Source organism: Amycolatopsis mediterranei (genome assembly GCF_026017845.1).
GTDB lineage: Bacteria > Actinomycetota > Actinomycetes > Mycobacteriales > Pseudonocardiaceae > Amycolatopsis > Amycolatopsis mediterranei.
This window is the reverse complement of the sequence record NZ_CP100416.1, coordinates 238,189-262,847: the sequence shown is the minus strand read 5'-3', so window position 1 is coordinate 262,847 and position 24,659 is coordinate 238,189. Positions and strand designations below refer to the sequence as shown.

At 71.6% G+C, this 24,659-nt stretch carries 26 protein-coding genes and 1 tRNA gene; 14 read left to right on the top strand and 13 right to left on the bottom strand.

Features of this window, described 5'->3' with window-relative positions:
• Nucleotides 1-45: 45 nt before the first annotated feature.
• Complete coding sequence (locus ISP_RS01290) at nt 46-819, bottom strand: sulfite exporter TauE/SafE family protein (RefSeq protein WP_013222221.1); 774 nt, start codon at nt 817-819, stop codon at nt 46-48.
• Between the two features lie 61 nt (nt 820-880).
• The gene (locus ISP_RS01285) at nt 881-1,522 is read right to left on the bottom strand and encodes a hypothetical protein (protein WP_013222220.1); all 642 of its coding nucleotides are present in this window, start codon (nt 1,520-1,522) and stop codon (nt 881-883) included.
• A gap of 43 nt (nt 1,523-1,565) precedes the next feature.
• On the opposite strand from ISP_RS01285, the gene ISP_RS01280 reads away from it, so the two are divergent.
• The 3 genes from ISP_RS01280 to ISP_RS01270 all read left to right on the top strand — a co-directional run bounded on the left by ISP_RS01280 (nt 1,566) and on the right by ISP_RS01270 (nt 4,335).
• Complete coding sequence (locus tag ISP_RS01280) at nt 1,566-2,255, top strand: FadR/GntR family transcriptional regulator (protein WP_013222219.1); 690 nt, start codon at nt 1,566-1,568, stop codon at nt 2,253-2,255.
• A gap of 136 nt (nt 2,256-2,391) precedes the next feature.
• On the top strand, nt 2,392-2,805 hold the full coding sequence (locus ISP_RS01275) for a class I SAM-dependent methyltransferase (protein ID WP_013222218.1): 414 nt from the start codon (nt 2,392-2,394) through the stop codon (nt 2,803-2,805).
• Between the two features lie 36 nt (nt 2,806-2,841).
• Complete coding sequence (locus ISP_RS01270) at nt 2,842-4,335, top strand: adenylate/guanylate cyclase domain-containing protein (RefSeq protein ID WP_013222217.1); 1,494 nt, start codon at nt 2,842-2,844, stop codon at nt 4,333-4,335.
• Here ISP_RS01270 and ISP_RS01265 read toward each other — a convergent pair.
• Nucleotides 4,323-5,312: a beta-ketoacyl-ACP synthase III gene (locus ISP_RS01265; RefSeq protein ID WP_013222216.1), complete on the bottom strand. Its 990-nt coding sequence runs from the start codon at nt 5,310-5,312 to the stop codon at nt 4,323-4,325. The genes ISP_RS01270 and ISP_RS01265 overlap by 13 nt on opposite strands.
• Before the next feature lie 201 nt (nt 5,313-5,513).
• Here ISP_RS01265 and ISP_RS01260 point away from each other — a divergent pair, with 201 nt between their 5' ends.
• Nucleotides 5,514-5,987 (top strand): Lrp/AsnC family transcriptional regulator, encoded by a 474-nt coding sequence (locus ISP_RS01260; RefSeq protein ID WP_013222215.1) that lies wholly within the window; start codon nt 5,514-5,516, stop codon nt 5,985-5,987.
• 197 nt (nt 5,988-6,184) lie between these two features.
• Entirely contained in the window at nt 6,185-6,589 is a 405-nt protein-coding gene (locus tag ISP_RS01255) for an SsgA family sporulation/cell division regulator (RefSeq protein ID WP_013222214.1), read from the top strand.
• A gap of 92 nt (nt 6,590-6,681) precedes the next feature.
• On the opposite strand, the gene ISP_RS01250 is transcribed toward ISP_RS01255, so the two are convergent.
• Nucleotides 6,682-7,785: a S1 family peptidase gene (locus ISP_RS01250; RefSeq protein WP_013222213.1), complete on the bottom strand. Its 1,104-nt coding sequence runs from the start codon at nt 7,783-7,785 to the stop codon at nt 6,682-6,684.
• A 508-nt stretch (nt 7,786-8,293) separates the two neighbouring features.
• Between ISP_RS01250 and ISP_RS01245 the strand changes: the two genes are divergently transcribed.
• Together ISP_RS01245 and ISP_RS01240 are read left to right on the top strand one after the other, a co-directional pair.
• On the top strand, nt 8,294-11,203 hold the full coding sequence (locus ISP_RS01245; protein ID WP_013222212.1) for an ATP-binding protein: 2,910 nt from the start codon (nt 8,294-8,296) through the stop codon (nt 11,201-11,203).
• A gap of 91 nt (nt 11,204-11,294) precedes the next feature.
• Nucleotides 11,295-11,903, top strand: coding sequence for a DUF1345 domain-containing protein (locus ISP_RS01240; protein ID WP_013222211.1), 609 nt, complete (start codon nt 11,295-11,297; stop codon nt 11,901-11,903).
• A 7-nt stretch (nt 11,904-11,910) separates the two neighbouring features.
• Here ISP_RS01240 and ISP_RS01235 read toward each other — a convergent pair whose 3' ends face one another.
• The 4 genes from ISP_RS01235 to ISP_RS01220 form a co-directional block, all read right to left on the bottom strand.
• Nucleotides 11,911-12,621 (bottom strand): G1 family glutamic endopeptidase, encoded by a 711-nt coding sequence (locus ISP_RS01235; RefSeq protein WP_013222210.1) that lies wholly within the window; start codon nt 12,619-12,621, stop codon nt 11,911-11,913.
• Between the two features lie 220 nt (nt 12,622-12,841).
• On the bottom strand, nt 12,842-13,897 hold the full coding sequence (locus ISP_RS01230) for an ABC transporter substrate-binding protein (RefSeq protein WP_176742105.1): 1,056 nt from the start codon (nt 13,895-13,897) through the stop codon (nt 12,842-12,844).
• Between the two features lies 1 nt (nt 13,898).
• Complete coding sequence (locus ISP_RS01225; RefSeq protein ID WP_013222208.1) at nt 13,899-14,786, bottom strand: ABC transporter permease; 888 nt, start codon at nt 14,784-14,786, stop codon at nt 13,899-13,901.
• The gene (locus tag ISP_RS01220) at nt 14,776-15,582 is read right to left on the bottom strand and encodes an ABC transporter ATP-binding protein (RefSeq protein WP_013222207.1); all 807 of its coding nucleotides are present in this window, start codon (nt 15,580-15,582) and stop codon (nt 14,776-14,778) included. Before ISP_RS01220 ends, ISP_RS01225 begins: the two co-directional genes overlap by 11 nt.
• A gap of 191 nt (nt 15,583-15,773) precedes the next feature.
• On the opposite strand from ISP_RS01220, the gene ISP_RS01215 reads away from it, so the two are divergent.
• Both ISP_RS01215 and ISP_RS01210 read left to right on the top strand, forming a co-directional pair.
• On the top strand, nt 15,774-17,357 hold the full coding sequence (locus ISP_RS01215) for a sensor histidine kinase (protein WP_013222206.1): 1,584 nt from the start codon (nt 15,774-15,776) through the stop codon (nt 17,355-17,357).
• Complete coding sequence (locus tag ISP_RS01210) at nt 17,354-18,013, top strand: response regulator (protein ID WP_013222205.1); 660 nt, start codon at nt 17,354-17,356, stop codon at nt 18,011-18,013. Before ISP_RS01215 ends, ISP_RS01210 begins: the two co-directional genes overlap by 4 nt.
• A 1-nt stretch (nt 18,014) precedes the next feature.
• Here the strand turns inward: ISP_RS01210 and ISP_RS01205 are convergent, their stop codons facing one another.
• A complete protein-coding gene (locus ISP_RS01205; RefSeq protein WP_013222204.1) occupies nt 18,015-18,653 on the bottom strand; it encodes a hypothetical protein in 639 nt (212 codons plus the stop codon).
• Nucleotides 18,654-18,750: 97 nt separating this feature from the next.
• Nucleotides 18,751-19,563: an SDR family NAD(P)-dependent oxidoreductase gene (locus ISP_RS01200; RefSeq protein WP_013222203.1), complete on the bottom strand. Its 813-nt coding sequence runs from the start codon at nt 19,561-19,563 to the stop codon at nt 18,751-18,753.
• 155 nt (nt 19,564-19,718) lie between these two features.
• Here ISP_RS01200 and ISP_RS01195 point away from each other — a divergent pair, with 155 nt between their 5' ends.
• Both ISP_RS01195 and ISP_RS01190 read left to right on the top strand, forming a co-directional pair.
• Entirely contained in the window at nt 19,719-20,519 is an 801-nt protein-coding gene (locus ISP_RS01195) for a trypsin-like serine peptidase (RefSeq protein ID WP_013222202.1), read from the top strand.
• Nucleotides 20,520-20,537: 18 nt separating this feature from the next.
• A complete protein-coding gene (locus ISP_RS01190; RefSeq protein ID WP_013222201.1) occupies nt 20,538-20,762 on the top strand; it encodes an RNA-binding S4 domain-containing protein in 225 nt (74 codons plus the stop codon).
• Here the strand turns inward: ISP_RS01190 and ISP_RS01185 are convergent.
• Nucleotides 20,759-21,700: an Ldh family oxidoreductase gene (locus tag ISP_RS01185; protein WP_230468676.1), complete on the bottom strand. Its 942-nt coding sequence runs from the start codon at nt 21,698-21,700 to the stop codon at nt 20,759-20,761. The two genes, ISP_RS01190 and ISP_RS01185, sit on opposite strands and share 4 nt — an antisense overlap.
• Nucleotides 21,701-21,800: 100 nt before the next feature.
• Here ISP_RS01185 and ISP_RS01180 point away from each other — a divergent pair, with 100 nt between their 5' ends.
• Nucleotides 21,801-22,082 (top strand): DUF2277 domain-containing protein, encoded by a 282-nt coding sequence (locus tag ISP_RS01180; protein ID WP_013222199.1) that lies wholly within the window; start codon nt 21,801-21,803, stop codon nt 22,080-22,082.
• 1 nt (nt 22,083) lies between these two features.
• Here the strand turns inward: ISP_RS01180 and ISP_RS01175 are convergent, their stop codons facing one another.
• Nucleotides 22,084-22,518, bottom strand: a complete 435-nt coding sequence (locus ISP_RS01175; protein ID WP_013222198.1) for a VOC family protein — start codon at nt 22,516-22,518, stop codon at nt 22,084-22,086.
• 81 nt (nt 22,519-22,599) lie between these two features.
• On the opposite strand from ISP_RS01175, the gene ISP_RS01170 reads away from it, so the two are divergent.
• A complete protein-coding gene (locus ISP_RS01170; RefSeq protein WP_049878082.1) occupies nt 22,600-23,439 on the top strand; it encodes a patatin-like phospholipase family protein in 840 nt (279 codons plus the stop codon).
• A gap of 168 nt (nt 23,440-23,607) precedes the next feature.
• Nucleotides 23,608-23,694: transfer RNA gene (locus tag ISP_RS01165), tRNA-Ser, on the top strand.
• Between the two features lie 33 nt (nt 23,695-23,727).
• Here ISP_RS01165 and ISP_RS01160 read toward each other — a convergent pair.
• The gene (locus tag ISP_RS01160) at nt 23,728-24,183 is read right to left on the bottom strand and encodes a MarR family winged helix-turn-helix transcriptional regulator (protein ID WP_013222196.1); all 456 of its coding nucleotides are present in this window, start codon (nt 24,181-24,183) and stop codon (nt 23,728-23,730) included.
• Nucleotides 24,184-24,659 lie beyond the last annotated feature (476 nt).

The window sequence follows — 24,659 nt, the reverse complement described above, 5'->3', positions numbered from 1 at the left end:
GCCATTCGGCCGTGACTGTGGCCGGATCAGGAACGATCGGCGCAGTCACTTCGCGAACTGCTTGACCACCAGCTGGACGACGGCGGCGACACCGATCACCACGATCACGCCGCGCAGCACCGCCGGCGGCAGCCTCCGGCCGATCTTCGCGCCGAGGAAGCCGCCGGCGGTCGAGCCGACGGCCAGCCACAGCACGACGGCCCAGCTGACCGGCGCGACGAACGCGTAGATGATCCCGGCGACGAGGTTGACGACGGCGGCGAGCACGTTCTTGACGCCGTTGAGCTTCTGCAGCGGCTCCGAAAGCAGCATCCCCATCACGGCCATCAGCATCACGCCCTGCGCGGCGGTGAAGTACCCGCCGTAGATGCCGATGAGGAAGATGAAGAACATCAGCAGCGGCCCGGGTTTGTGCTCTTCGCCGTTCTCTTCGCGACGCTTGGCGACCCACTTGGACACCTTCGGCTGCACGATCACGAGGATCACGGCCAGCCCCACCAGCACCGGAACGACGGCTTCGAAGGCGTCCTTCGGCAGCGACAGCAGCAGGATGGTGCCCCCGATGGCGCCGAAGAAGGACGCGACCGCGAACTTGGCGGTCTGCCGCCAGTAGCCCGTGAGCTCGTGCCGGTAACCCCAGGCACCGCTGAGGGTCCCGGGCGCGAGGCCGATGGCGTTCGAGGTGGTGGCGGTCACGGGCGGATACCCGAGCGCGACGAGCACGGGGAAGGTGACGAGCGTCCCCGACCCCACGACGGCGTTGATGGTCCCCGCCCAGATCCCGGCGACCACGACGATCAGGGCGTGCCACCACGTCATGAAGCAATCACCTGCGGAGCCTAAGCACCGTGGGCGACCCCCGCGACGCAGATGTGTCAGGTCAGACAGCCACCTCCGGTTCTTGACCGCCTTCCGGGACGTGCGCGGGGACGACGTCGGACACCACGCGCCAGCCGAGTGCGCGGTACAGCCCGCGGCCGGCCTCGGACGCCAGCAGCGCGCTCGAACGCGCTCCCGCCGCCTCGCCCAGCCGGTGCATCACCACCCGGCCGAGGCCGCGCCGCCGGCGCGCCGGCTCCGTCTCGATCTTGTCGAACACCGCGACCCCGCCGGCCACCGCGATCCGGCCCCGGGCCGCCGGAGCCTCGCCGAAGGACACGACCACGTCCCACGCCGGCCCGTCGCCGACCACCGTCACCGCATATCCCGGCGGCACGGCGACCGCGGGCAGCGGCCCCTCGAACGCCATCAGGTACTCCGTCTCCCCCGCCGTCCACGCCGGGGTAAGGCCCGGCAGGACCGCCGAACGCGAGCCGCACGTCTTCAGCCACGTGCCCGGCTCGGCCACCGCCCGGGCCCGGGCGGAAACCGTCGCCGGTGCGCGCAGCAGGTAGCGCACCCGGTGCCCCGGCAAACCGACCTCGACGCGGTAACCGTCGGGCTCGGCGACCGGTGCCGGCGTCGCCCGCGACACCGCCCAGCCGCGGACCCAGGCCCCCAAGATGTCCATGCCGGTGATCATGGCAGCCACCCCCGACAGTTTCTCGAGCTGAGAGGATGAGCCCGTGGACACCGAGCAGGTCTGGAGCGCGACCGTCGACCGGCTGCGGGCGCGGATCGACTCCGGCGACCTGCCGCCCGGCTCGCGGCTGCCCGCCGAGCGCGTCCTCTGCGAAGAGCTGGGCATCAGCCGGGGGTCGTTGCGGCAGGCCCTGCGCGTCCTCGCCTCCATCGGGTACGTCCAGATCCGCGCCGGCTCCGGCACCTACGTGCGCGAGCAGCAGGAACAGCCGCTGCGGACCTGGTTCACCGAGCACGACCAGCTCGTCGAAAAGCTCTTCGACCTGCGCGCCACCGTCGAGCCGACCCTCGCCGAACGGCTGGCCCGGCACGCGGGAGCGAAGACCGTGAGCCGGCTCGAGGACAACGTCGCCGAGATGGCGCAGGCCGCCGAAGCCGGGGACATGCTGCACGTCATCGCCGCCGATGCCGAGTTCCACCGGGTGATCGCGCAGAACGCCGGGAACGACGACGTCGCCGGGCTGCTGCGGTCCGTGCTCGCCCTGGTCGGCGAGGAGCGGCGGGCGGCGCTGCGGCTGCCCGGGCAGATCCGCAAGGCCGTCGCCGACCACCGCGCCATCCTCGACGCCATCCGCCGGTCCGATCCCGCCGCCGCCCGCGAGCTGACCCTCAAGCACCTGGTGGACGCCAAGACCTACGCGCACGACTACGCCGCCCACCCCGAAACGCGCTAGTCTTTTCACAAGGTTGTGAACCTTCTGGGGTCGTGATGGAGCAGGTCCGCTGGTACGACGTCGACTACCCCGAGGTCGTCGAGCTGCGCGAAAAGCTGTACCCCCGGCGCCGAACCAGACGCACATCAGCTCGTCGGTGACCGACTTCGCGTGGCTCGAGCAGGTGCCATCGGACCGGCCGGCGCTGATCGTCGCCGAGGGCCTCACGATGTACCTGAAACCCGAGAGCGGCACCGAACTGTTCCGCCGGCTGGTCGAGAAGTTCCCGTCGGACGAGCTGATCTGCGACCTCTTCAGCCGGACGGCCATCAAGACCCAGAAGCTCAACGGGCCGGTGCGCAAGGCGGGCGCGACGCTGTACTGGGGCGTCGACGACCCGCGCGAGCTCGAGCGCTGCGGCCTCACGTGTGAGTCCTCATTGGACGCCGGCCACTGGGCGAGCCCGGAGGTGCCGGCCAGGCTGGGGCGGATCACCCGGTTCCAGCTGCGGATGCTGAAGGTCTTCCCGCCGCCGGCCCGGACCGCGCACATCGTGCGGTACCGCTTCTGACGCGACTCCGGCGCCCGCGCCACTACGATCGACGCCGTGCGCAAGATCGCCGTGAAGAACTTCCGGGTGGTGTTGCGCACCAGCCTGGGCTTCGCCGGGCTGGGCCTCGGCTCGAGCGTCGCCGGCTCCGGCGTGGTCGCGCTGCTGCTGGTGCTGCAGGGCCTGCCGAACGACGTCGGCGACCGCGGCTGGGTGCTCGGCCTGACCGCGGCCGGCATCGTCGCCGCGGCGCTGCTCGCCGGGACGCTGTGGACGGCGTGGCTGCAGCGCCGCACCGTGATCTGGTTCGTGCTCGGGCGCCCGCCGTCGGCCAGCGAGGCGCGGCGCGCGCTGCGGCTGCCGGTCGACATGGCGGTGGTCAGCGGCACCCTCTGGCTCATCGGCACCGTCATCCTCACCGTGCTCGCCGGGACACTCGGCTCGAGCGACGACGCGGTCGGCATGGCCACGGTGATCGGGCTCGGCGGGCTCACCACCGTCGGCCTCACCTACCTCGCGGCCGAGTGGGTGGCGCGGCCGGTGATGACGATCGCCCTGGATGTCCTGCCACCGCGCGGCTCGCTGCCGGTCACCGTGCTGACCCGGCTGGTCGTCACCTGGGCGCTGGCCAGCGGCGTCCCGCTGGTCGGCGTGCTGCTCATCGCCACGCCCCCGGAGCCGGGCTCGGGCGACCACACCGCGAGCCTGATCATGCTTTCGGTGATCGGCCTCGGCGTGGGCGCGATCGGCACGGCACTGCTGGCCAGGGCGGTCGCGGCGCCGCTGCACCGGCTGCGCGTGGCGCTCGACGAGATCGCGCGCGGCAACAACGACGTCGTCGTGGACGTCGACGACTCCAGCGAGATCGGCCTGCTCCAGACGTCGGTGAACCAGCTCGCTGCCGGCCTGCGCGAACAGGCGCGGATGCGGGACCTGTTCGGCCGGCACGTCGGCGCCGAGGTCGCCCGGCACGCCCTGGAGTACGGCGCGTCCCTCTCGGGCGACGTCCGCGAGGTCACGGCGTTGTTCGTCGACGTCGTCGACTCGACCGCGCTGGCCTATCGCACCCCGCCGGAGGAACTGGTCGGGAAGCTGAACCGGCTGTTCGCCGCGGTCGTCTCCGCGGTCAACGCGCGCGGCGGGCTGGTCAACAAGTTCCAGGGGGACGCCGCGCTGTGCATCTTCGGCGCGCCGACGCGGCTCGCGGACGCCCCGACGGCCGCACTGGCCGCGGCGCGGGCGATCCGGGACGCGGTGCGCGCGGCCGGCGAGCTCGACCTCGGCGTCGGCGTCTCCAGCGGCCCGGTGTTCGCCGGGCAGCTCGGCACCAGCAGCCGGTTCGAGTACACCGTGATCGGCGACGCGGTCAACGAGGCCGCGCGGCTCACCGAACTCGCCAAGGCGGTCCCGTCACGGGTGCTCGCCAGCGACGCCGTCGTCTCCACGGCGCTGGCGGGCGAAGCCGCCCACTGGCAGAAGCACGGCGAGCTGGAGCTGCGCGGCCGCGCGGAGGCGACGCCGACCTGGACGACCGGCCCTCAGGGCAGCTGATCCAGGTCCGGCCAGCGCAGCACGGTCGAGCCCCAGGTCAGGCCGGCGCCGAACGCGCTCAGCAGCACGCGGTGACCGGGCACGAGAGTGCCGTCGGCGTGGGCGTCGGCCAGGGCGAGCGGGATGGACGCGGCACTGGTGTTGCCGACCCGGTCGATGTTGGCGACCACGGCGTCGGCGGGCATGCCGAGCTGCTTGGCCGTCGCCTGGAGGATCCGGATGTTCGCCTGGTGCCCGACGAAGCGGTCGACGTCGCCGACCATCCAGCCCGCGCGATCGAGCACCGTCCGCGACGACTCCGCCATGCGCGCGCAGGCGTGGCGGAACACGGCCGTGCCCTGCATGGCGAGGAAGCGGTCGGCCGGGGTGTCGGAAAGCCGCTTCCGGGCGCCACCGGCCTCGACCCACAGCAGTTCGGCGTGTTCGCCCTCGCTGTGCAGGTCGAACGGGCCGAACGCGCCCGGCTCGCCGGCCTCCCCCGCGCGCAGCAGGACCGCGCCCGCGCCGTCACCGAAGATCGGCACGGTGGTCCGGTCGTTGGGGTCGATGAGCGTGGTGAAGGTGTCGGCGCCGATCACGAGCACGCGCTCGGCCAGCCCGCCCGCGATGAAGCCGGCGGCCGTGGCGAGGGCGTAGACGAAGCCGCTGCAGACGGCGTTGACGTCGAACGCCGCGGCCGTGCCGAGCCCGAGCCGGGCGGCGACCTGCGGTGCGCTGGCCGGGCAGGGCTGGTCGGGCGTGGCGGTGGCGAGGACGACGGCGTCGGCCGACGTGCCCCCGAGCGCTTCGCGGCCCGCCCCGACCGCGAGATCCACAGTGGACTCACCGGGCCCGGCGACGCGGCGTTCGCGGATCCCGGTGCGGGTCCGGATCCACTCGTCCGAGGTGTCGAGCCGGGCGGCGATTTCGTGGTTGTCCAGGACTTTCGTCGGCAACCACGAACCGAGACCGGTCAGCACGGCGGCAGGTGCGGGCACGGGAGAGCCTCCCCACGCCGGCGGGTTGGCGGAGCGACCGGCTGGTCTTCCACTTCTATGGGCTACCCCCTGGTAGACCGGTCAGTTGTGTTCGAGCTCACGTAAAAAGTTGTTTCATCTTCCCTTCGGAGGGGGTAGTGAGCGACGTCACGGAGGAGTGATCCACGGCGAATTGTCGGGGGTGCCGGTTAGCCTGCTGGAGTGCGGACACCCGACCTCGACCAGCTGGACATCGCCATCCTCGCCTGTCTCCAGGCGGACGCCCGCACGATCGCCGAAACGATCGGCGCGAAGGTCGGGCTCTCGGCCGCGGCGGTGCAGCGGCGGATCAAGCGGCTGCGCGAGGCCGGCGTCATCGAGCGCGAGGTGGCGGTGCTGTCGCCGGAGGCGCTCGGGCTGGGCATGACGTTCGTGGTGACGGTCGAGATGGAGCGGGAGAACCTCGCGGTCTTCGACGGGTTCCGCCGCCAGGTGCTGGCCGAAGACGCGATCCAGCAGTGCTACTACGTCACCGGCACGGCGGACTTCGTGCTGATCGTGACGTGCCCGGACATGGCGGCCTTCGAGGCGTTCACCCGGCGGATGTTCTTCGACAACCCGAACGTCCGGCACTTCACGACCAGCGTGGCGATGGATCGCGTGAAGGTCGGGCTCAGCCTGCCGCTCGACCCGTGAGCCGGGATTCGGCCGGCCGCCGTCACCACCCGTGGCCGCCTGAGCGCAAGGGGTGTGTGCCCGGTGTTACACCACAAAGGACGGATGCAACCGATCAAGTGAACGTGAGAGTTTCTCCGTCATGACCGTTGGCCCTGGTCATCTCCTTGCCGAACAGTTCGCGCCGCGCGAACCACCGCGAGACTCCAGGAGGGGCCGTGCACACCGACGCCGTACACCAGAGCCAGTTCGTGCTGCTGAACGAGAGCACCACGCCCGTCCTGTCCCGCCTGTCCTACCACGCCCACGAACCCTTCGCGGTGACCGTGGCCTTCCGGACCGAGCGCGGCCGGTGGATCGAGTGGACCTTCGCGCGTGACCTCCTCGTGGCCGGGCTCGACGAGCCGGCCGGCCTCGGCGACGTCCGGATCCGCCCGGATCTCTCCGATGACGAAGACTTCCTCACCCTGGAAATCGAGTCACCGGACGGCTATGCGTCGTTCGAGCTCGAAGTCGAAGACGTCCGGACCTTCCTGGACGCGTCAACCGAACTGGTGCCGCTCGGCGAAGAGAGCGCGCACTTCGACGTCGACGGGCTGATCGAGGAGATCAGCAACGTCTGACCTTGAACCTCCCATTCCCGCGGCGAGGAACGAAGGGCGGGTTCCGGGCGCGCTGGAGGCGCCCGGAACCCGCCCTTTCGCTTGCCGGGGGGTCAGCTGGTCTTGAGGGTGGTGCCGGTGCCCGACAGCGCCGGGGCGATCGGGAAGAAGTACGTCACGGACGAGTTGCCGCCGGACAGCAGGCCCTGCGCGTAGTTGCCGGCGATGAAACCGCCGCCCGAGTCACCGGCCGCCGAGTGGACGTTGGTCGCGGTCATGCCGTTGACCGTGCCCTCGGAGTAGCGGACGCTCTGGTTCTTGGCGCCGATGGTGCCGCAGGTCCAGCCGGTGGTCGAGCCGGCCTTGCAGACCGACGAGCCGGTCGCGGCGTTCGACGAACCACGCACCGCGGTCCCGTTGTTCATCTGCGCGACGGGGGTCCAGTTGCTGTTGGTGCGGACCGCCGCGTAGTCGCTGCCCGGGAAGCGGTAGGTGATCCAGCTGCCGAGCGATGCGCCGTTCGACCCGGTCAGCGCGCCGCCGCCGGTGAGCGCGCCGCAGTGGCCGGCGGTGAGGAAGCCGGTGGTCGTGGAGAAGCCGACCGAACAGCGGGCCGAACCACCGATGTAGTAGGCGTCGCCACCCCGGATGTTGGCGAACGTCGTCGGCTTGGTGGCCGTTTCGCGGATCGTCACCGCGGTCTTGTCCACATTGGACTTCGCGAGGAACGCGTCCGCGGCGGCGCGCTGGCCCTGCAGCACGTCGAGGGTGACGCGGTTGGTGGCGTCGTCGACGCCCCAGCCGGTGATCGCGGCGGGCGCGGCCTTGTCGGCGGCGTTCAGCCTGTCCACAGTGGAATTGAGCTGCCGCGCGCTGAACTTGACGACTTCGGCTTCCGCACCGGCTTCGCGGATCTTGCCGGCCAGCGCGGCGTTCGTCGTGGTGACGTGCGCCTTGCCCGTGGCGGCGTTGTAGGTGGCGCCGCCGAACGCGTCGCCGAGGGCCGCGGTGAGCGACTCGGTGACCTTGTTCGCGACGTCCTCGTTCTTCAGCCGCGCGAGCGCCTGGTCGTGGGTCAGGCCGAGGTCCCGCTGCATGGCGGGCACCATGTCCGGGTTCAGCAGGTCCTGGCCCGACGCGGGGACGGCGGTCGCGGCCAGCGCGCCCGTCGCCATCACCGCGGTGGCAGCGGCACCGAGAAGTCTCGCGATCTTCATGCTTCTCCCTAGGTGGTTACGCGCGGCTCCACACCGGCCACGCAGTGGTACTCCCCGAGTGAGCGTCCCCGCAGTGGTCGTTACGGTGCAATCCGGACGCCCGGCGAATGGGTATACGCATTCACCGAGGACGTATCCCCTGCTCCGGCCGGGCGCAAGCGCCTGGTGTCACCCGGTCGGACAGGTCCGTAAGTAGGGTTTCCGTGAACTACTTTCCGTAGCCTCCGGCAGCACTCGAACGCGTGAAGCGACGTTCGAACGGGCGATCGGCCCGGGTTTCGCACGCACGGTGACCCGATTCCCGCCGATCCCGCAGCAAACCGGTGACAGCGGGTAGGCGGACGTGTGACGACGGTACCGGCCACGTATTCGGTGAAAGGTTTACGGACGGATCAGCGCTGCTTAGGCTCCCGCGCACTGGACTCGGCCCTCGGGGCCGAGCCCAGGCCCCAGCCGGGGGCGAGCCCCCGGAACCCCCAGGGGTATCGGTGCGCGTCGAGGAGGTCATATGTGGCTGGCCGCCCCCCGCCCCACCTCGGTGTCCGTCCGGTCCGGACCCGCCCGGCTGACCGGCCGCGACACCGAGCTCGACGCCATCGTCGCCGTGCTCCGGCGGCGCCCGGCCGCGGTCCTCATCGAGGGCGAGCCGGGCATGGGCCGCTCCCGGCTGCTCGCGGAGATCGGGCGCCGCAAGGAGTTCGACGGCGGCCGGGTGCTCACCGGCGCCTGCCAGCCGCTGCGGGAACCGTTTCCCTACGGGCCCGTCCTGGAAGCGCTTCGCGCGGTCGGCGCCACCCCGCTCGGACCGCTCAGCCCGGTCGCCGGTGTGCTGCGGCCGTTGCTGCCGGAGCTCGCGGAAGCGCTTCCTCCGCGGCCCGAGCCCCTCGCCGACCCGGTCGCCGAGCGCCACCGCGTGTTCCGCGCGATGCGCGAGCTGCTGGCCGCCTGCGGGCCGGCGCTCGTGCTGATCGACGACCTCCAGTGGGCCGACGAGGACACCCGCGACTTCCTGCGGTTCCTCGCCGGCACGATGCCGCCCGAGCTGGCGGTGGTCGCCACCCACCGGTCCGCGACCGAGGCGGGGGCCGGGGCACGAGGGGCGCTGTTCCGCACCGGCCCGGCGGTCCATTCCGCCCGCGTCTCGCTCGGCGCGCTCGACGTCGCGGCCGTGCGCGAGCTGGCCGCCGACCTCCTCGAACTGCCCCGGGTGACCGACGACTTCGCGGCGAAGCTGCACGAGTGCACGGCCGGGATCCCGTTCGTGGTCGAAGAAACGCTGCGAGCGCTGAAGGAAGCGGCCGAACGGCTGCCGGTCGGCGAGGTGCTCTCCGACCGCCTGCTCGAAAACCTCGAAGTCCCGCTCCTGCTGCGGGAAGCGGTCACCGAACGGCTTTCCGCGCTGCCGGAGCCGGCGGTGCGGCTGGCCGGCGCGGCCGCGGTGCTCGGCGTCGGCGCCGAAGCCGACGTGCTCGGCGAACTGGCCGGCCTCTCCGGCGACACCCTCCGCACCGCGCTGCTCGGCACCCTCTCCGGCGGGGTGCTCGGCGAGGTCGGCGACGGCAGGTACGGCTTCCGGCACCCGCTGGCGCGCAAGGCGGTCTACGACACCGTGAGCGGCCCCGAACGCGCTTTGCTGCACGCGCAGGCGATCCGCGTGCTCGCCGCGCAGCCGTCCCCGCCGCTCACGCTGCTGGCCCGGCACTCTCGCGCCGCCGGCCGCGTCGACCAGTGGCGGCACTACGCGGAAGCCGCCGCCGACGAGGCGATCACGCGCGGCGAGACGTCCCGCGCGATCGACCTCCTGCAGGCGGTGCTCGCCGAACCCGGCCCCTCCCAGGCCGACGTCGGGCGCGTGGCGGGCAAGCTGAGCCAGGTCGCGCTGCGGGGGTTCCGGCCCGAGGTGCTCGGCACGCTGCAGCGCGTCCTCGAAGAGGTGACGCTGCCGCCGTCGGTCCGCGGATCGATCCGGCTGAGCCTCGGCATGCTGCTGGTCCGGACCATCGGCGGGCTTGGCCGCGGCCGGCTGGAGGTCGAGCGCGCGGTCGGCGAGCTGACCGACCGGCCGGACCTCGCCGCCCGCGGGATCACCCTGCTCGCCCAGCCGATCGACGGGCTGACGCCGTTGTCGTGGCACGAATCCTGGCGCGCCCGCGCGGGCGAGGTGTACGAGCGGCTCGACGACCCCGAGCTGCGGCTCGCGCTGACCGCCGACCGCATCGCCGCCGCCTCGCACGTCGGCGACGGCTCGGCGTGGGCGGAGTTCGAGGCGCTGTCGGACACGGTCGGCACGGTCGCCGAGCGCGTCCAGCTGGCCCGGCTGTGGTGCAACCTGGCCGACGGCCAGTCGTGGGCCGGGCACCTCGACCGCGCCGAACGGCTGGTGACCGAGGGCGTCCGGCGCGCGACCGACGCCGGCGCGTTGTACGCGATCGGGCTGATCCAGGGCACCCGCGTCCGGCTGGATTGGGTGCGCGGGCGGTGGACCGGCCTGGCCGAGACCGCCGAGCAACTGCGGGACAGCTACCCGGAGCTCGGCCCGATCGTGATGGAGTCGTCGCTGGTGCTCGGCGGGCTCGCGGCGGTGCGCGGGGAGTTCGCCGCCGCGCAACGGCACCTGACCGCGGCGAGCGTGCACGCGCCGGACCGCGGCCCGATCCCGGTGGTGCTGTCGGCCGCCGGGGTGCTGATCTCCGTGCTGCTGGCGACCGACGACGTCGACGGCGCCTGCGCGGCGGCCGACACGGCGGTGGCCGCGGCCGGGCGCAAGGGCGTCTGGATCTGGGCGGCCGCGCTGGTCCCGGCGGCGGCGCAGGCGTACGCGCGGGCCGGGCGCTGGCCGGAGGCCGACAACGTCGTCGAGGCGTTCGCGCGCGGCATCGAAGGCCGTGACGCCCCGATGGCCGCGGCCGCGCTGACGGCCGGCCGGGCGGTGCTGCTCGAAGCGCGCGGCAAGCACCTGGCCGCGGCGACGCTGTACGACGAAGCCGTGTCCGGCTACGCGGCCCTGCCGATGCCGTACCCCGCGACGGCCATGCGCGAACGCGCTTCGATGTGCCGCCTCGCGGCGGGCAACCGGTCGGCCGTCGACGAGCTGACCGCGGCGGCCGAGGCGTACGAGCAGCTCGGGGCGACCCGCGACGCCGGACGCTGCCGTCACCAGCTGCGCGAACACGGCGCTTGGGCACCATCGCAGCGCGGACGGCGCGGGTACGGGAGTGAACTGTCGCCACGCGAGCGCGAAGTGGCCCGGATGCTCGCGGAGGGACGGACGAACCGCGAGATCGCGGACGGGCTGTTCCTCTCGCCGCGGACGGTCGAACAGCACGTGGCGAAGGTGCTGCGGAAGCTGGGCGCCCGCTCGCGGACGGACGTGGCCCGCAAGCTCCCCGGCGAGGTGACGACCGCACCGGCTGGCTAGCGGGGCGTCGCCGTCCTACCTTGAGCGCGTGACAGAAGAGGCACTTCCCGCGTGGCGGCGGCGGACGTCCGGCGAGACCCGCTGGCCCGCGATGGGCGTCGTCGTCGCGACGCTCGTCCTGCAGGTCGCCCTGCCCGCCGACATGGTGCTGCACCCGCGTTGGCTGCTGCCCGCCGTCTCGGCGCTCCTCGTCGTGGCCCTGCTGCTGGCCAACCCGGGCCGGATGACCCACTTCAGCACGGTCGAACGGGTCATCTCGCTGCTGCTCGTCGCGGCCGTGACCGCGGTGAACGCATTCTCCGCCGTGTCACTCGTGCTGGCCATCGCCGGCGGCACGATCGGCGACCGCGCCGGGGCCGTGCTGGTCACCGGCGGGACCGTCTACTGGACGAACATCGTCGCCTTCTCCCTCTGGTACTGGGAGTTCGACCGCGGCGGCCCGGGCCGGCGGGCCGCGGGCCGGGCCGAGTTCCCCGACCTGCAGTTCCCGCAGATGGCCGACCCGGGCCTGGCGCACCAGGACTGGGAACCGTCCTACCTGGACTACCTCTACTTCTCGTTCACCAACTCGGCGGCCTTCAGCCCCACCGACGTCCTGCCCCTGCGGATCTGGGCGAAGATGACGATGATGCTGCAGGCCGTCATCTCCCTGGTGCTGGCGGTGATGGTCGTCGCGTGGGCGATCAACAACCTCAAGTGACGGCGGCTCAGTGGCGGGTCATCGTGAAGCTCTGGCCGTCGGAGCCGATGGCGCCCGGGGTCCAGGTGTAGCGGCCCTTGTCGTCGGCGTTCAGGCCGGACGGGCTCGTCGAGGCCAGGTTCGTCCCGTTGAACTTGACGCCGGTGAACGTGATGCCGCCGGAGATGGACGGGTAGGAGTCGGTCGGCGACTCGATGATCGCCTCGGCCGAGGCGTGCTTCGACGTCAGTGACTTCGTGGTGCTCTTCGACCAGCCCTTGGTCGTGTCGGACAGGTCCAGCCGGTAGGTGTTGGTGGCGGTGCGCGTCACCGTCGCGGTGATGTGGTCGCCCGCGCTGACCGAAACGCTGTAGTACACGGGCGCGGCCGGGTACATCTCGTACCAGGCCGAATACACCGGACGCCCGCTGGAGCAGTCCGTCTCGACCCCGGTCTGCTCCACAGTGGACGATCCGTCGCCGTCGATGCCGACCCATGGCGCGAACAGGTCGTTGGTCGAGGTGCAGCTCACGGACGGTTCCGTCCAGCTCGCGGTGGCCGTGGTGAAGCTGCCGAAGCTGACGTACCCACCCCAGTTGCCACCCGAGAACTCCTGGCCGTGGCGGTGCACGTCAAAAACGTGCGCACCGTACTCGACGGCGGCATGGGCGGTGCCTGAGACGGCGAGACCGGCAGCGGCGGCGGCGATCGCCGTGAGGACGCGAAGGGTTTTGGACATGCGGGAACTCCGTTCACCGTGGGGACGGCGGGAAACCGTGTGCCCAAGTGTTGGAGCCGCACCGGGAAGAAGGTAGCTACTTTCGAAGGGTCTTCACATTCCGGGAAATACTCACCATTTGCCGGAATTGAGCCGAAAAGACCCGTGAAGGCCTCCGCGGGGGAAAAGAGGCCTTCACGGGTCCATGTCGCTCACCTACCGCCCGGTCAGGTGAGCGGGGCTATTGCTGCGCCTGCGCGTGCGCGGCGTCCACGAACCGGGTCGTGTACGTCTTCGACAGGTCGATCTTGTCCTTCTTCGGCTTGACGTTGCTCGACGACGCACCGAGCACCTTCAGCACGTTCTGCGCCCCGGCCGGGTCCATCCGGCCGTCCTTGGTGAACATCGGCAAGCTGTCCTCGAGCGACTTGACGTACAGCGCCTTGTCCCCGCCGGCGAACGACGGCGGCATCATCGCGGCGACCTGGTCCGGGGTGTGCGCCGAAATCCACTTCAGGGTCTCGACGTACGCATTGGCCAGCTTCTGCACGATGTCCGGATAGCGCTTCACGATTTCGCAGCCCATGTACAGCGAGCTCGCCGGGTACAGCCCGCCCAGCGCCGCCTTGGTGCCCTCCGGCGTGCGCATGTCGTAGAGCACCTTCGCCTGGCCGGTCTTCGTCAGCTGCGCGATCGTCGGGTCGGTCGTCATCCCGGCGTCGATCGAGCCCTGGTTCATCGCCGAGATGAACGTCTGCCCGGCGCCGACCTTCACCGGCGTGTACTCCTTCGAGCTGACGCCACCGCGCGCGGCCAAGGCCTTGGTCAGGAAGTCCGTCGACGAACCGAGCGACGTGACACCGAGGTTGCGGCCCTTGAAGTCCGCGCCCGACTTGACCTCGCCCGCCTTCTTGGTCGCGACCATCTCAGCTTCGCCCGGCACGTTCGCGAACTGCACGACGCTTTCGATGCACTGTTCCTTGGCCTGCAGGTCGATCGTGTGGTCGTAGAACCCGACGACCGCCTGCACCTCGCCGGCCAGCAGCGATGTCTCGGCGTTCGCCCCGGACGGCTGGTCGAAGAGCTCGACGTCCAGGCCCTGCTTCTGGTACGCGCCGATCTGCTGGGCCAGCTGCCCGGGCAGGTAGATCACCTTCGACAGGCCGCCGACCATGATCTTGATGTGCGGCTGCCCGGTGGTGCCGAGCGAGATCTCCCGCGAGTCGCGGCAGGCGGTGAGCCCGGCCGCGGCGACGGCGACCGCGGCCACCACCCCGACTGTCCTTTTGAGACGCATGTCAGACCGCCTTGATCGCGGCTTCGGAGGCGGACGGCGGGCGCCACCGCAGCAGCCTGCCCTCCAGCGTGCTGATCCCCCACTCGGCCAGCAGCGCGACGACGGTGATGATCAGCATCCCGGCGTACACGCCCGCGGTGTCGAACGTGCCCTGCGCGTTGGCGATCAGGAAGCCCATCCCGGCCTTCGCGCCGGTGTACTCGCCGACCACCGCGCCGATCAGCGCGAAGCCGAACGCCACGTGCAGCGACGACAGGATCCACGACGTCGCACTCGGCAGCACGATCGACTTCAGCACCTGGCCGCGGGTCGCGCCCAGGATGCGGGCGTTGTCGATCAGGTTGCGGTCGACCTCGCGAGCGCCGGTGAAGGCGTTGAAGAACACCGCGAAGAACACGAGCACGACGACGGTCGCGACCTTCGACGACAGCCCGAGCCCGAACCAGATGACGAACAGCGCGGCGAGCACGATGCGCGGCAACGCGTTGGCGGCCTTGATGAACGGCGCCAGCACCTGCGCGAGGTACGAGCTGCGGCCGAGGACCACGCCGAACACGACGCCGAAGATGGCGCCGATGACGAAGCCGATCGCGGCCTCCTCGACGGTCACCAGGATCTGGTACCAGATCGAGCCGAAGTCGGTGCCGGCGCTGAACCACTCGACCAGCCGTTCCCAGATCTTCGACGGCTTCGAGTAGAAGAACGGGTCGATCCAGTAGGTGGCGGTCAGCTCCCAGCTGCCCAGCCAGACGACGACGATCGCCAGGCGCAGCAACCAGATGTTGCGCTTGCGCTTCGCCGAAGCCTGCTTCGCGCGGGCCAGGATGTCCTGCTCGGTCTCGAGGACCGGGAGTGGCGCCGACGGCGCCGCGGGGGTCTCAAGCGACATTGCTCGCTCCCTTCTCACGGGCCTTGTCGACCTCGCTGCGCAGTGATTCCCAGATGTCGGCGTAGAGCTTGCGGAACTCCTCGGTGAGCCGCAGGTCCTCGACCTTCCGCGGCCGCTCCAGCGGGATCTCGAAGACGTCCTTCACGGTGGCCGGCGACGTCGTCAGCACGACGACCTTGTCCGCCAGCGCGATGGCCTCGTCGAGGTCGTGCGTCACGAAGATGACCGCGGCACCCGAGCCGGACCAGAGCCGCAGCAGCTCGTCCTGCATCAGCGCCCGCGTCTGGACGTCGAGCGCGGAGAACGGCTCGTCCATCAGGAGGATTTTCGGCCTGGTGACGAGCGTCTGGGCCAGCGCGACGCGCTTGCGCATGCCGCCGGAGAGCTGGTGCGGGTAGTACTTCTCGAACCCGGCGAGCCCGACGCGGCCGATCCAGTCGACGGCCTGCGCGCGGGCCTCCGCCTTCGGCACCCCGCGGAACCGCGGGCCGGAAGCGACGTTCTCCAGCACCGAGCGCCACGGCATCACCGCGTCGGTCTGGAACATGTAGCCGACGCCGTCCGGAATGGACTTCACGTCCTCGCCGTTCACCCGCACGCGCCCGGCCGACGGCGGCTGCAGGCCGGAGACCAGCGAAAGCGTCGTCGACTTGCCGCAGCCGGTCGGGCCGACGACCGCGACGAACTCGCCGGGCTGCACGGTCATGGTCAGATCGCGGACGGCCGTGTGCACGGAACCGGACCCGCTCGGGAACCGTTTGGTGGCTCCGGTGAGTTCGATCAGTGGGGGAACCATGGGGAGGTGACTCCTTCGTCACGTGGTGCCTGTCACGTTGGGAAGGGACGTTAAGCAGGCGTGGCGCCCAGGTGAAGCTTGTCGACGTTCTCCGCGCCGGCTGTGCGTTCTGAATGTTTTGCTCGTTTAGCGCACGGGCTTGACCTGGGGGTATGTTCCCAGCCATGCCAAAGTGGGCGCTCTTCCCGCGGATGCGGTTCAGCAGGCAGGTGCTGCTGCTGCAGATCGGCGTGGTCCTCCTCGTCGTCGGGATCGGCGTCGCCCTGGTCAGCGTGCTCCTCTCCCGCACCCTCACCGACCAGTTCAGCGAGCGCGCGCTGGCCATCGCGAAGTCGGTGGCGGTCGACCCGGTCGTCATGGCCGACACCGCCGCGAAGATCCCGGGTGGCGCGCTCCAGGAACGCGCGCTGGCCGTGCGAGAGCGCACCGACGCGTTGTTCGTCGTGATCACCGACGACAACAGCATCCGGCTCGCGCACCCGACCCCGAGCGAGATCGGCAAGAAGGTCAGCACGTCCGCCGACCGTGCCCTCGCCGGGTTCGACGACGTCAACACCGTGGCGAGCGGCACGCTCGGGCTGTCCGTCCGCAGCAAGACGCCGATCTGGACACCGGACCACCGGCGGGTGGTCGGCGAAGTGAGCGTCGGCTTCGACGTGGCCGATCCGACCGGCGCGTTCAACCGCCTGTTGACCATCACGCTGCTGTTCGCGGGCGGCGCGCTGCTGCTCGGCGCGGGCGCGTCGGCGCTGCTCAACCGGCGGCTGCGGCGCGTCACGCACGGCCTCGAACCACACGAGCTCACCGAGCTGCTCTACGAACGCGAAGCCGTCCTGCACGGGATCGGCGAAGGCGTGCTCGCCGTGGACGAGAACAACCGCGTCTCGGTCCGCAACGACGAGGCCGAACGCCTGCTCGGCACCGAACTCCCGATCGGCGCGGCAATGTCCGAACTCGAACTCAGCCCGCGGCTCCACAAAGCCGTCGCCGAAGGGCGCCCGGTCGACAACCTCCTCGCGGTGGCCGGGAACCGGGTGCTGGTGATCAATTCGCGGGCGGTGCGGCTGGACGACCGGCCGATCGGCACCGTGCTCACCTTCCGCGACCGCACCGACCTCGACACGCTCACCCGGGAGCTCGACGGCATCCGCGCGCTGTCGGACGGTCTGCGCGCCCAGCGGCACGAGTTCGCCAACCGGCTGCACACGCTCTACGGGCTGCTCCAGCTCGGCCACCACACCGAAGCCGTCGAGTACCTGCAGACGCTGACGGACTCGTCGTCGGCGCGGCCGAGCGAGCTGGGCGACGCCGTCGCCGACCCGTACCTGCAGGCGCTGCTCGTCGCGAAAACCGAGCAGGCGCAGGAAAAGGGCCTGGTCCTCAAGCTCGCCGAAGACACCTGGGTGCCCACGACGGTGACCGACCCGATCGCCGCGAACACCGTGATCGGCAACCTCGTCGACAACGCCCTGCACGCCGCGCGGATGGGCCCGCGGCGGCCGGCGACCGTCGAAATCGGGCTGCTCGCCGAGGGCGGCACCCTGCACGTGTCCGTTGTGGACAGTGGCCCCGGCGTTCCGGCGGACCTGCGGCGGCGGTTGTTCGACGAAGGCGTCTCGACGAAGATCGCCCCCGGGCACGGCCTCGGCCTGGCGCTCGCCCGGCAGGCCGCCCGTGCCCGCGGTGGCGACGTCTGGCTGGCCGACCCCGGCGAAGGCGAGCCGGGTGCCCTGTTCGTCGCCAAACTGCCCGGAATGCTGACGGAGGACGGATGATCCGCACGCTCATCGTCGACGACGACTTCCGGGTCGCCGGGGTGCACGCCGGCTTCGTCGAGGAGGTCGATGGCTTCGCGGTGGTCGGCACCGCGCACACCGCCGCCGAGGCGCGCGCCCGCGTCCGGGAACTCACGCCGGACCTGATCCTGCTCGACGTCTACCTGCCCGACGAGTCCGGCCTCGCGGTGCTCCCGGAGCTGCAGACGGACACGATCGTGCTGTCCGCGGCGACCGACAGCGCGTCGGTGGCCGCGGCGATCCGGGCCGGCGCGCTGAACTACCTGATCAAGCCGTTCACCACCCGCCAGCTCGCGGAGCGGCTGACGTCGTACGCGCGGTTCCGCGGCCTGCTCGCCGAAGACCGGGCGCTGGCCCAGGACGACGTCGACCGCGCGTACCGCGTGCTGCACGACCAGGACCGCACCACCGCGCCGAAAGGCCAGTCGACGGCGACGTCCCGGCTCGTCTCGGAGCAGCTGCGGCGCGCCGGGCGGCCGCTGTCGGCCGCGGAGGTCGCGGGCGAGCTGGGCATGGCGCGGGCGACGGCGCAGCGGTACCTCACCGCGCTGGCGGAGTCGGGAACGGTCCAGATGCGGCTGCGCTACGGCGCCACCGGCCGCCCCGAGCACGAATACCGCTGGTCGGAAGCCTGACTCAGCGACCGCCGTAGCGCCGCGCCATGCTCTCGGCGACGTCGACCCACGCTTGGATCGGGTTGCTCGCCGGCGGCGGGGTGGCCGACGACGGCAGGTCGACGCGGGCCTCGGCTTCCTCGTCCGGCACCGGCTTCTTCGGCTGCGGTTTCGCCTGCGCCTGCGCCTGCGCCGGCACCTGCTTCGGCGCCGGCTTCGCGGGCACCGGCACGTACACGGTCTCCGGGGCGGCCGTGACGACGGCCGGCGCCGGCGGAGCCTGGGCGACCGGGGGTTCCGGCGCGGGTGCCGCGGCCACCGCCGGGCGCGCGTCGAGCTGAGCGACGTCATGCTCCGGCGCCGGGTTGAACAGGCCGCCGGTGAAGAGGCCGCCGCCGAGCCAGCCGGCGCCGACGAGCAGCACCGCGGCCCCGCCACCGAGCCACGTGCGGGCGCGGCGCCGGATCACCACCGACTTCGGGCGCAGGTCCTGGTCGCACACCGGCGGCCGGGTGTAGATCGGCTCGACGGCCGGCACTTCGCCGCCGGTGCGGCGGCGCCGGGGCAGGCTCGCCGCGACGATGCCGGTGCGATCCAGCAGCTCCACCGCGGCGCGGTCGCGGGACGGACGGGTCGCACTGCGTGGTGCGGTGCGAAGCATCGGGGACCTCCGGGACGGGGCTGGCGGACCCCCAGCATTCTGGACCGTTTCGGACGGTTCTGTCAGAAACGCAACTCCATTGAGTGACAGTGCGCCTTCAGTTCTGCTTCAGCCCGAGCCGGGCGAGGGCCGCGAGGGGCCGCTGGTAGGCCGAGCCGAGCACGCGCGGAATGGCGTCGATCACGTAGGCGTCCGGTCCGATGAGGATCCGCGCCGACTTCCGCTCGATCCCGCGCAGGATCGTCTGCGCCGCTTTCTCCGGTGTCGTGCGGGCGATCCGCTCGAAGCCCTGCGCGGCTTTCTCCTGGTCGTCGGCGGCACTGCGGGAGTTGCGCACGATGTTGGTCTTGATCCCGCCCGGGTGCACGCAGCTCACCGCGACCGGGTGCCGGGCGATCAGCATTTCCTCGCGCAGCGCTTCGGTGAATCCGCGCACCGCGAACTTCGCCGCGTTGTAGGCGCTCTGCGTCGGCACGCCGACGAAGCCGAACACGCTGGAAATGTTGACGACGTGCCCGTCGCCGGACGCGATCAGGTGCGGCAGGAACGCCTTGGTGCCGTTCACGACGCCGCCGAGGTTGATGCCCATCAGCCAGTCGTAGTCCTCGAACGACATTTCCTCGACGGTCGCGCCGAGCGCCACGCCCGCGTTGTTCACGACGACGTTGACCGCGCCGAACTCGCCGGCGACGTCTTCGGCGTGCGCCAGCACGGCGCTGCGGTCGGCGACGTCCAAGGTGTACGCGCGGGCGTTTCCGCCGGCGAGCTCGGCCGTCTCCTCGGCGTTCGCGGTGACGACGTCGGACAGCGCGACGCGGGCCCCGCGCCGGGCGAACTCGCACGCGAGCGCGCGGCCGATGCCCGAGCCGGCTCCGGTGACCACCACGACCTTGTCCGCGAACTGCTTCATCGGCTCTCCCGAGCGTCCGTGAATCCCCACCGGTGTTACTCCCGAGTAGCCGATGCTAGCGGCTGTGAGCTTGCTGTGGGTGTGCTGATTGTTCCGGTGCGTCGTCCTATGGTGGTCTCTTCGACAGCACCGACGACAGGCGAGACGAGGAGGCGATGATCGTGCGTCGGCCGGCCGTCCTGCTCACCCTCGCCGCGATCGTGCTGCTCGGTGTGAGCTTCGTCGTGGTCTTCGCCGCCCGTCCGGCGCAACTGGCACACGCGACGACGCCGGACCAAGCCACGGCCGAAGCGGCCCCGGCGCCCGACCTGCCCGCGGTGTCGAGCCCCGCGGTCGGAGCGCTGTTCGCCGAGGGCGAGCACTACTGCACCGCCAGCGTCGTGCACAGCGAGCGGGGGGACGTGCTGCTGACCGCGGCCCACTGCATCCACAACGGCGAGGGCGGCGGCTACCTCACCGGCGTCACCTTCGCGCCCGGCTACCACGACGGGGTCGCGCCGTTCGGCTACTGGACGGTGGCGGACGAGCTCGTCGCGCCGGGCTGGGCCGCGTCCTCGGACCCGGACCTCGACGTCGGCTTCGCCACCGCGCGCCAGGCGGGCACCACGAAGTCCCTGGAGAGCCTGGTCGGCGCGAACCTGCTGGCCACCGGCACCGCGTTCGAGCAGGCCATCACGCTCACCGGCTACCCGGACGACTCCGAGGTCCCCGCCGTCTGCCAGAACACCACCGCCAAGCAGGACACCTACCAGCTGCGGGTGGACTGCGCGGGCTTCCCGACCGGCACCAGCGGCGGCCCGTGGGTCGCCGGGCAGAACCCGCAAACCCGGCTCGGCACGGTCATCGGCGTCATCGGCGGCTTCGAGTTCGGCGGCGACGACGCCGACACGTCGTACTCGAGCTACTTCGACACCGACGTCCTCGCGCTCTACCGGCAGACGACCGCCCGTACCTGAGACGGCATGATGCGAGGCATGAGCGAGCCCGTCGACGTACCCATCACCGGAGAGCCGATCCGGCTCGGCCAGTTCCTCAAGCTGGCCGGCCTCGCCGAGGACGGCTCCCACGCCAAGGACCTGATCGACGCCGAAGAGGTCACGGTCAACGGCGAGGTCGAGACCCGCCGCGGCCGCCAGCTGACCGACGGCGACGTCGTGGCGGTGGGCCCCGACCGCGGCAAGGTGATCCTGGTCCGCTAACCGACGCTGGTCAGCGCCGGCAGGCCGAGCGACCGGGCGAGTGCATCGAGTTCGCGGCGCACCGGCCCGGCCAGTGGCACACCCAGCGCCCGGCACTGCTCGAGGTGCTGGGCCTCGCGCCAGCCCGGGTAGCGGATCGGCGCGCCGCCGTCCCAGCCGAGCATGCTGCCGAACAGCGCGCTCGCCGCGCGGTAGAAGCCGTCGGCGCTGCGCAGGGTCGTCGGCGCGATCGCCAGCACCAGCAGGCCGGTGTCGTGCTCGTGGTCGGCGACGCCGGAGAGCACCCCGGCGAGGACGTCGACCAGCAGCGTCAGCCCGGCCGCTTCCGAACCGGGGCGGTCCATGTCGAAGACGAACTCGGGGTACGCGCCACCCGGCGCCGCCATGCCCAGCGGGTTCATCGGCTGGCCGGGCTCCCCGCCCGCGGCCAGCACCAGCCCGATCATGGCGTGCGGCAGCGCCCGCGCGGCGTGGTGCCCGGCCCGGCCGAACGGCCCGATGCCGCGCAGCGAGACGAGCCCGACGCCGAAGCGGCCGGCCCGCGTCACCGCCCGGTCCATCGCGTCGCCGACGGCCCAGAGGCCGAGCGCTCGGCGGTAGTCGATCAGCGCGGCGGCCCCGCGGTCGGCGATCATCAGCGGCTCGGCGTGCGGCACGACGAGCCCGTTCTTCAGCAGCGGCAGGTGCACGCGGGTCAGGTCGGCCACCCCGGTCTCCGGCGAGCCGGTGAGATCGCCGTGGCAAAGCGCTTCGGCGGCGATGCGGGCACGCGCTTCGGGGAGACCGTGCGCGGCGAAGACGTGTGCCACGAGGGTGACCAGTTCGTCGGCCCGCACGCGGGGCCACGCCTGTTCCGGGATCGGGGTTTCCGGGAGTTCTTCTTCGAGGATGGCAGGTTCGGCGCGGGTGGAGCGGAACGGGCGCGGTCTGAGGGGCACTTCCCCGACCTTGCCCAGCGCCGGTTCGGGCGTCAACGAAGCCGGGCCCGGCCTACCCGACCGTGTGATCGATGCCCGCGAAAGTCGTACCCTGGGCGGCATGTGCCGAAACATCACCACCCTGCGGGGGCTCCAGCCGGCCGCGACGGGCGAGGAGATCGAGGCCGCGGCCCGCCAGTACGTCCGCAAGGTCACCGGCGTGCAGTCGCTGTCGGACGCCACGCGCGAGCCGTTCGAGGCGGCGGTCGCCGAAATCACCGAAATCACCGCCCGGCTGCTGGAGCAGCTGCCCGAGCGCCGCCAGCCGCCGGCGACCGTGCCGCCGCTGCGCCGCCCCGAGGTCCAGGCGCGGATCGCCGCGAAGGCCTTGCGGCAGCTCTGAGTCAGCGCACGGGCTGTGCGTAGCCCCGCTCGCCGGAGTGGTCGACGCCGTCGTCCTTCGCCAGGCTGTAGAGCCGGATTTCGGTGCCGTCGGGGTCGTTGAAGCGGACCATCCAGCCGGTGGTGGCTTCGAACAGCGGCGGGTGCTCGACGCCGAGCTCGTCCAGCCGTACGATCCACGCGTCGGCGGCCGCGCGGTCGGCGATCGAGAAGCAGACGGGGTCGAACCCGGCGAGCCCCGCGGCGGCCGCCTCCTGCACGCGCAACGCCACCGGCACGCCGTCGATCGTCCCGGCGACCCCGCGCACGACGCCGTCGTCGTCCGGGAATTCGTGGGTGACGTCGAGGCCGAGCACCCGCTCGTACCACTCGCGGCTGCGAGCCAGGTCGCGCACCGGGAACTTGACGTGGTGGAAGCCCTCGATCTTCGCGGTCATCCCGCCCCTCTCGCCGCTCCGGCCTGGAGGGTAACCCCGCGGCACACCGAAACTGTCGGACCCGCTCGCTAGTCTGCCCGCATGGGTGGACAGGCATTGGTTTTGGGTGGCGGCGGGGTCGCCGGGATCGCGTGGACGACGGGGCTGCTGGCGGGCTTGGCCGGGCACGGCCAGGACCTGACGGGGGCGGACCTGCTCGTCGGGACGTCGGCGGGGTCGGTGGTGGCGGCCCAGGTGACGAGCGGTCGTTCGCTGGACGAGCTGTACGCGCGCCAGGCCGATCCGGCGCGCCAGACGCCGGAGATCCCGGCGGAGATCGACTTCGAGAAGTTCGCCGCCGACTTCGGCGGTGCGGTCACCGGCGCGAGTGACCCGGCCGAGGTGCGGCGCGCGGTGGGGCAGCTGGCGCTGGCTACCGAGACGGTGTCCGAAGCGGACCGGATCGAGGTGATCGCCGCGCGGCTGCCGGTGCACGAGTGGCCGGCGCAGCGCCTGGTGATCGTGGCGGTCGACGCGGAAACCGGCGAGCCGCGGCGCTTCGACCGCGAGTCCGGCGTCTCGCTGGTCGACGCGGTGGCGGCGAGCTGCGCGGTCCCCGGCGTCTGGCCGACGGTGACCATCGACGGCCGCCGGTACCTCGACGGCGGCGTCCGGTCGGCCGAGAACGCCGACTACGCGACCGGCTTCACCCGCGTGACGGTGGTTTCGCCGCTGGGCGTGGACGCCCCGCTGCCGATGGAGAAGCCGCTGCCCGAGGTGCTGGACGACCTGCGCGCCGCGGGCGCGGAGGTCACCCTGATCACCCCGGACGAGGCGTCGCGGGCGGCGATCGGCGAGAACCCGCTGGATCCGGCCCGGCGCACGCCGGCCGCCGAAGCGGGCCGCGCGCAGGGCGCGGCCCTCACGCTGACCTGGAGCTAGCCCGGAGGCGGGTGCGCCGCAGCGAGACGAAGCCGGTCGCCGAAATCGGGAGCGGCGGGCCGCGGCGCAGCTCGCCGTCCGGATCGTTCGCCGTGTCCCAGGCCGGGAACACGACCCCCGGCGGGGCCCCGGTTGCCCCGAAGGGCGTCGGCTACCCTCGTGGGCAGGGGTAGCGTGTCCGAGCGGCCGAAGGAACATGTCTTGAAAACATGCGAGGGGGCAACCTCTCCGTGGGTTCGAATCCCACCGCTACCGCACTGAGCACCCGGGCGCCCGGCGCGCCCGGGTTCAGCTTTCCGGCTCCGAAAGGTGCGCCCGCACGCGCTCGAACGCCGCCGCGATCGTCGCCTGTTCCTCGGGGCTCAGCAGGTCGATGAGGTGCTCGCGCACGCCCTCCACGTGCGTCGGCGCCGCCTTCTCCAGCAGCGCCTCGCCCTCGTCGGTCAGTTCGGTGATGACCCCGCGCTTGTCCTCCGGGTCACGGGCCCGCCGGACCAGGCTCGCCTCCTCCAGCTTGGCCACCTGGTGCGAAAGCCGGCTCTTCGTCGAACCCATCATGAAAGCCAGCTCCGACATCCGCATCCGGCGGTCGGGCTGCATCTGCAGGCACACGAGCACTTCGTAATCGACCAGCGACACCTCGTGACACTCGGACAGCTCGCGGTGCAGCCGCTGCCGCAGCAGGAGGGTCGCCACGACGTAGGAGCGCCACGCCGCCATCTCGGCATCGTTCAACCACCGCACAGCACGCTCCTCGGTCATAAGGCAGCGTAGAACGTTGATCAAGGGACCGCGCGGTCCGAGTCCGATCTGTCTGCCGGTGAAAATACCGTTGCAACATCGCCCGAACGTGGGGTTACGAAAAGGTTGAGACTCGGCCGGGAAAGGCGCATTCTGCTTGTGGTGGACGGTCGGCCAGGGTAAACGGCGCGACGACGGCGACGTGCCGGCCCGGCTCCCCACCAGGAGAGGTCAGGTGGTTGTGTGACGGGTGATTCTCGCGGTTGACCGCCAGCTGCGTCCCCGCGACCGGAACGGACATCTACCGGGCCGATCGCGACTGTGAACAGCCAAGAGCGGGCTTCCATGCGCATCACGCATACGGCGTCGGTCGGGCCTGGCTCCGGTCACGGTCTCGGAAGCCGTGACGACAGCGCCTGAACGCCGGCCCCGGAAGCGGCCAGCCGCTCGACCAAAGACATACCTCGGTACAAGCCTGG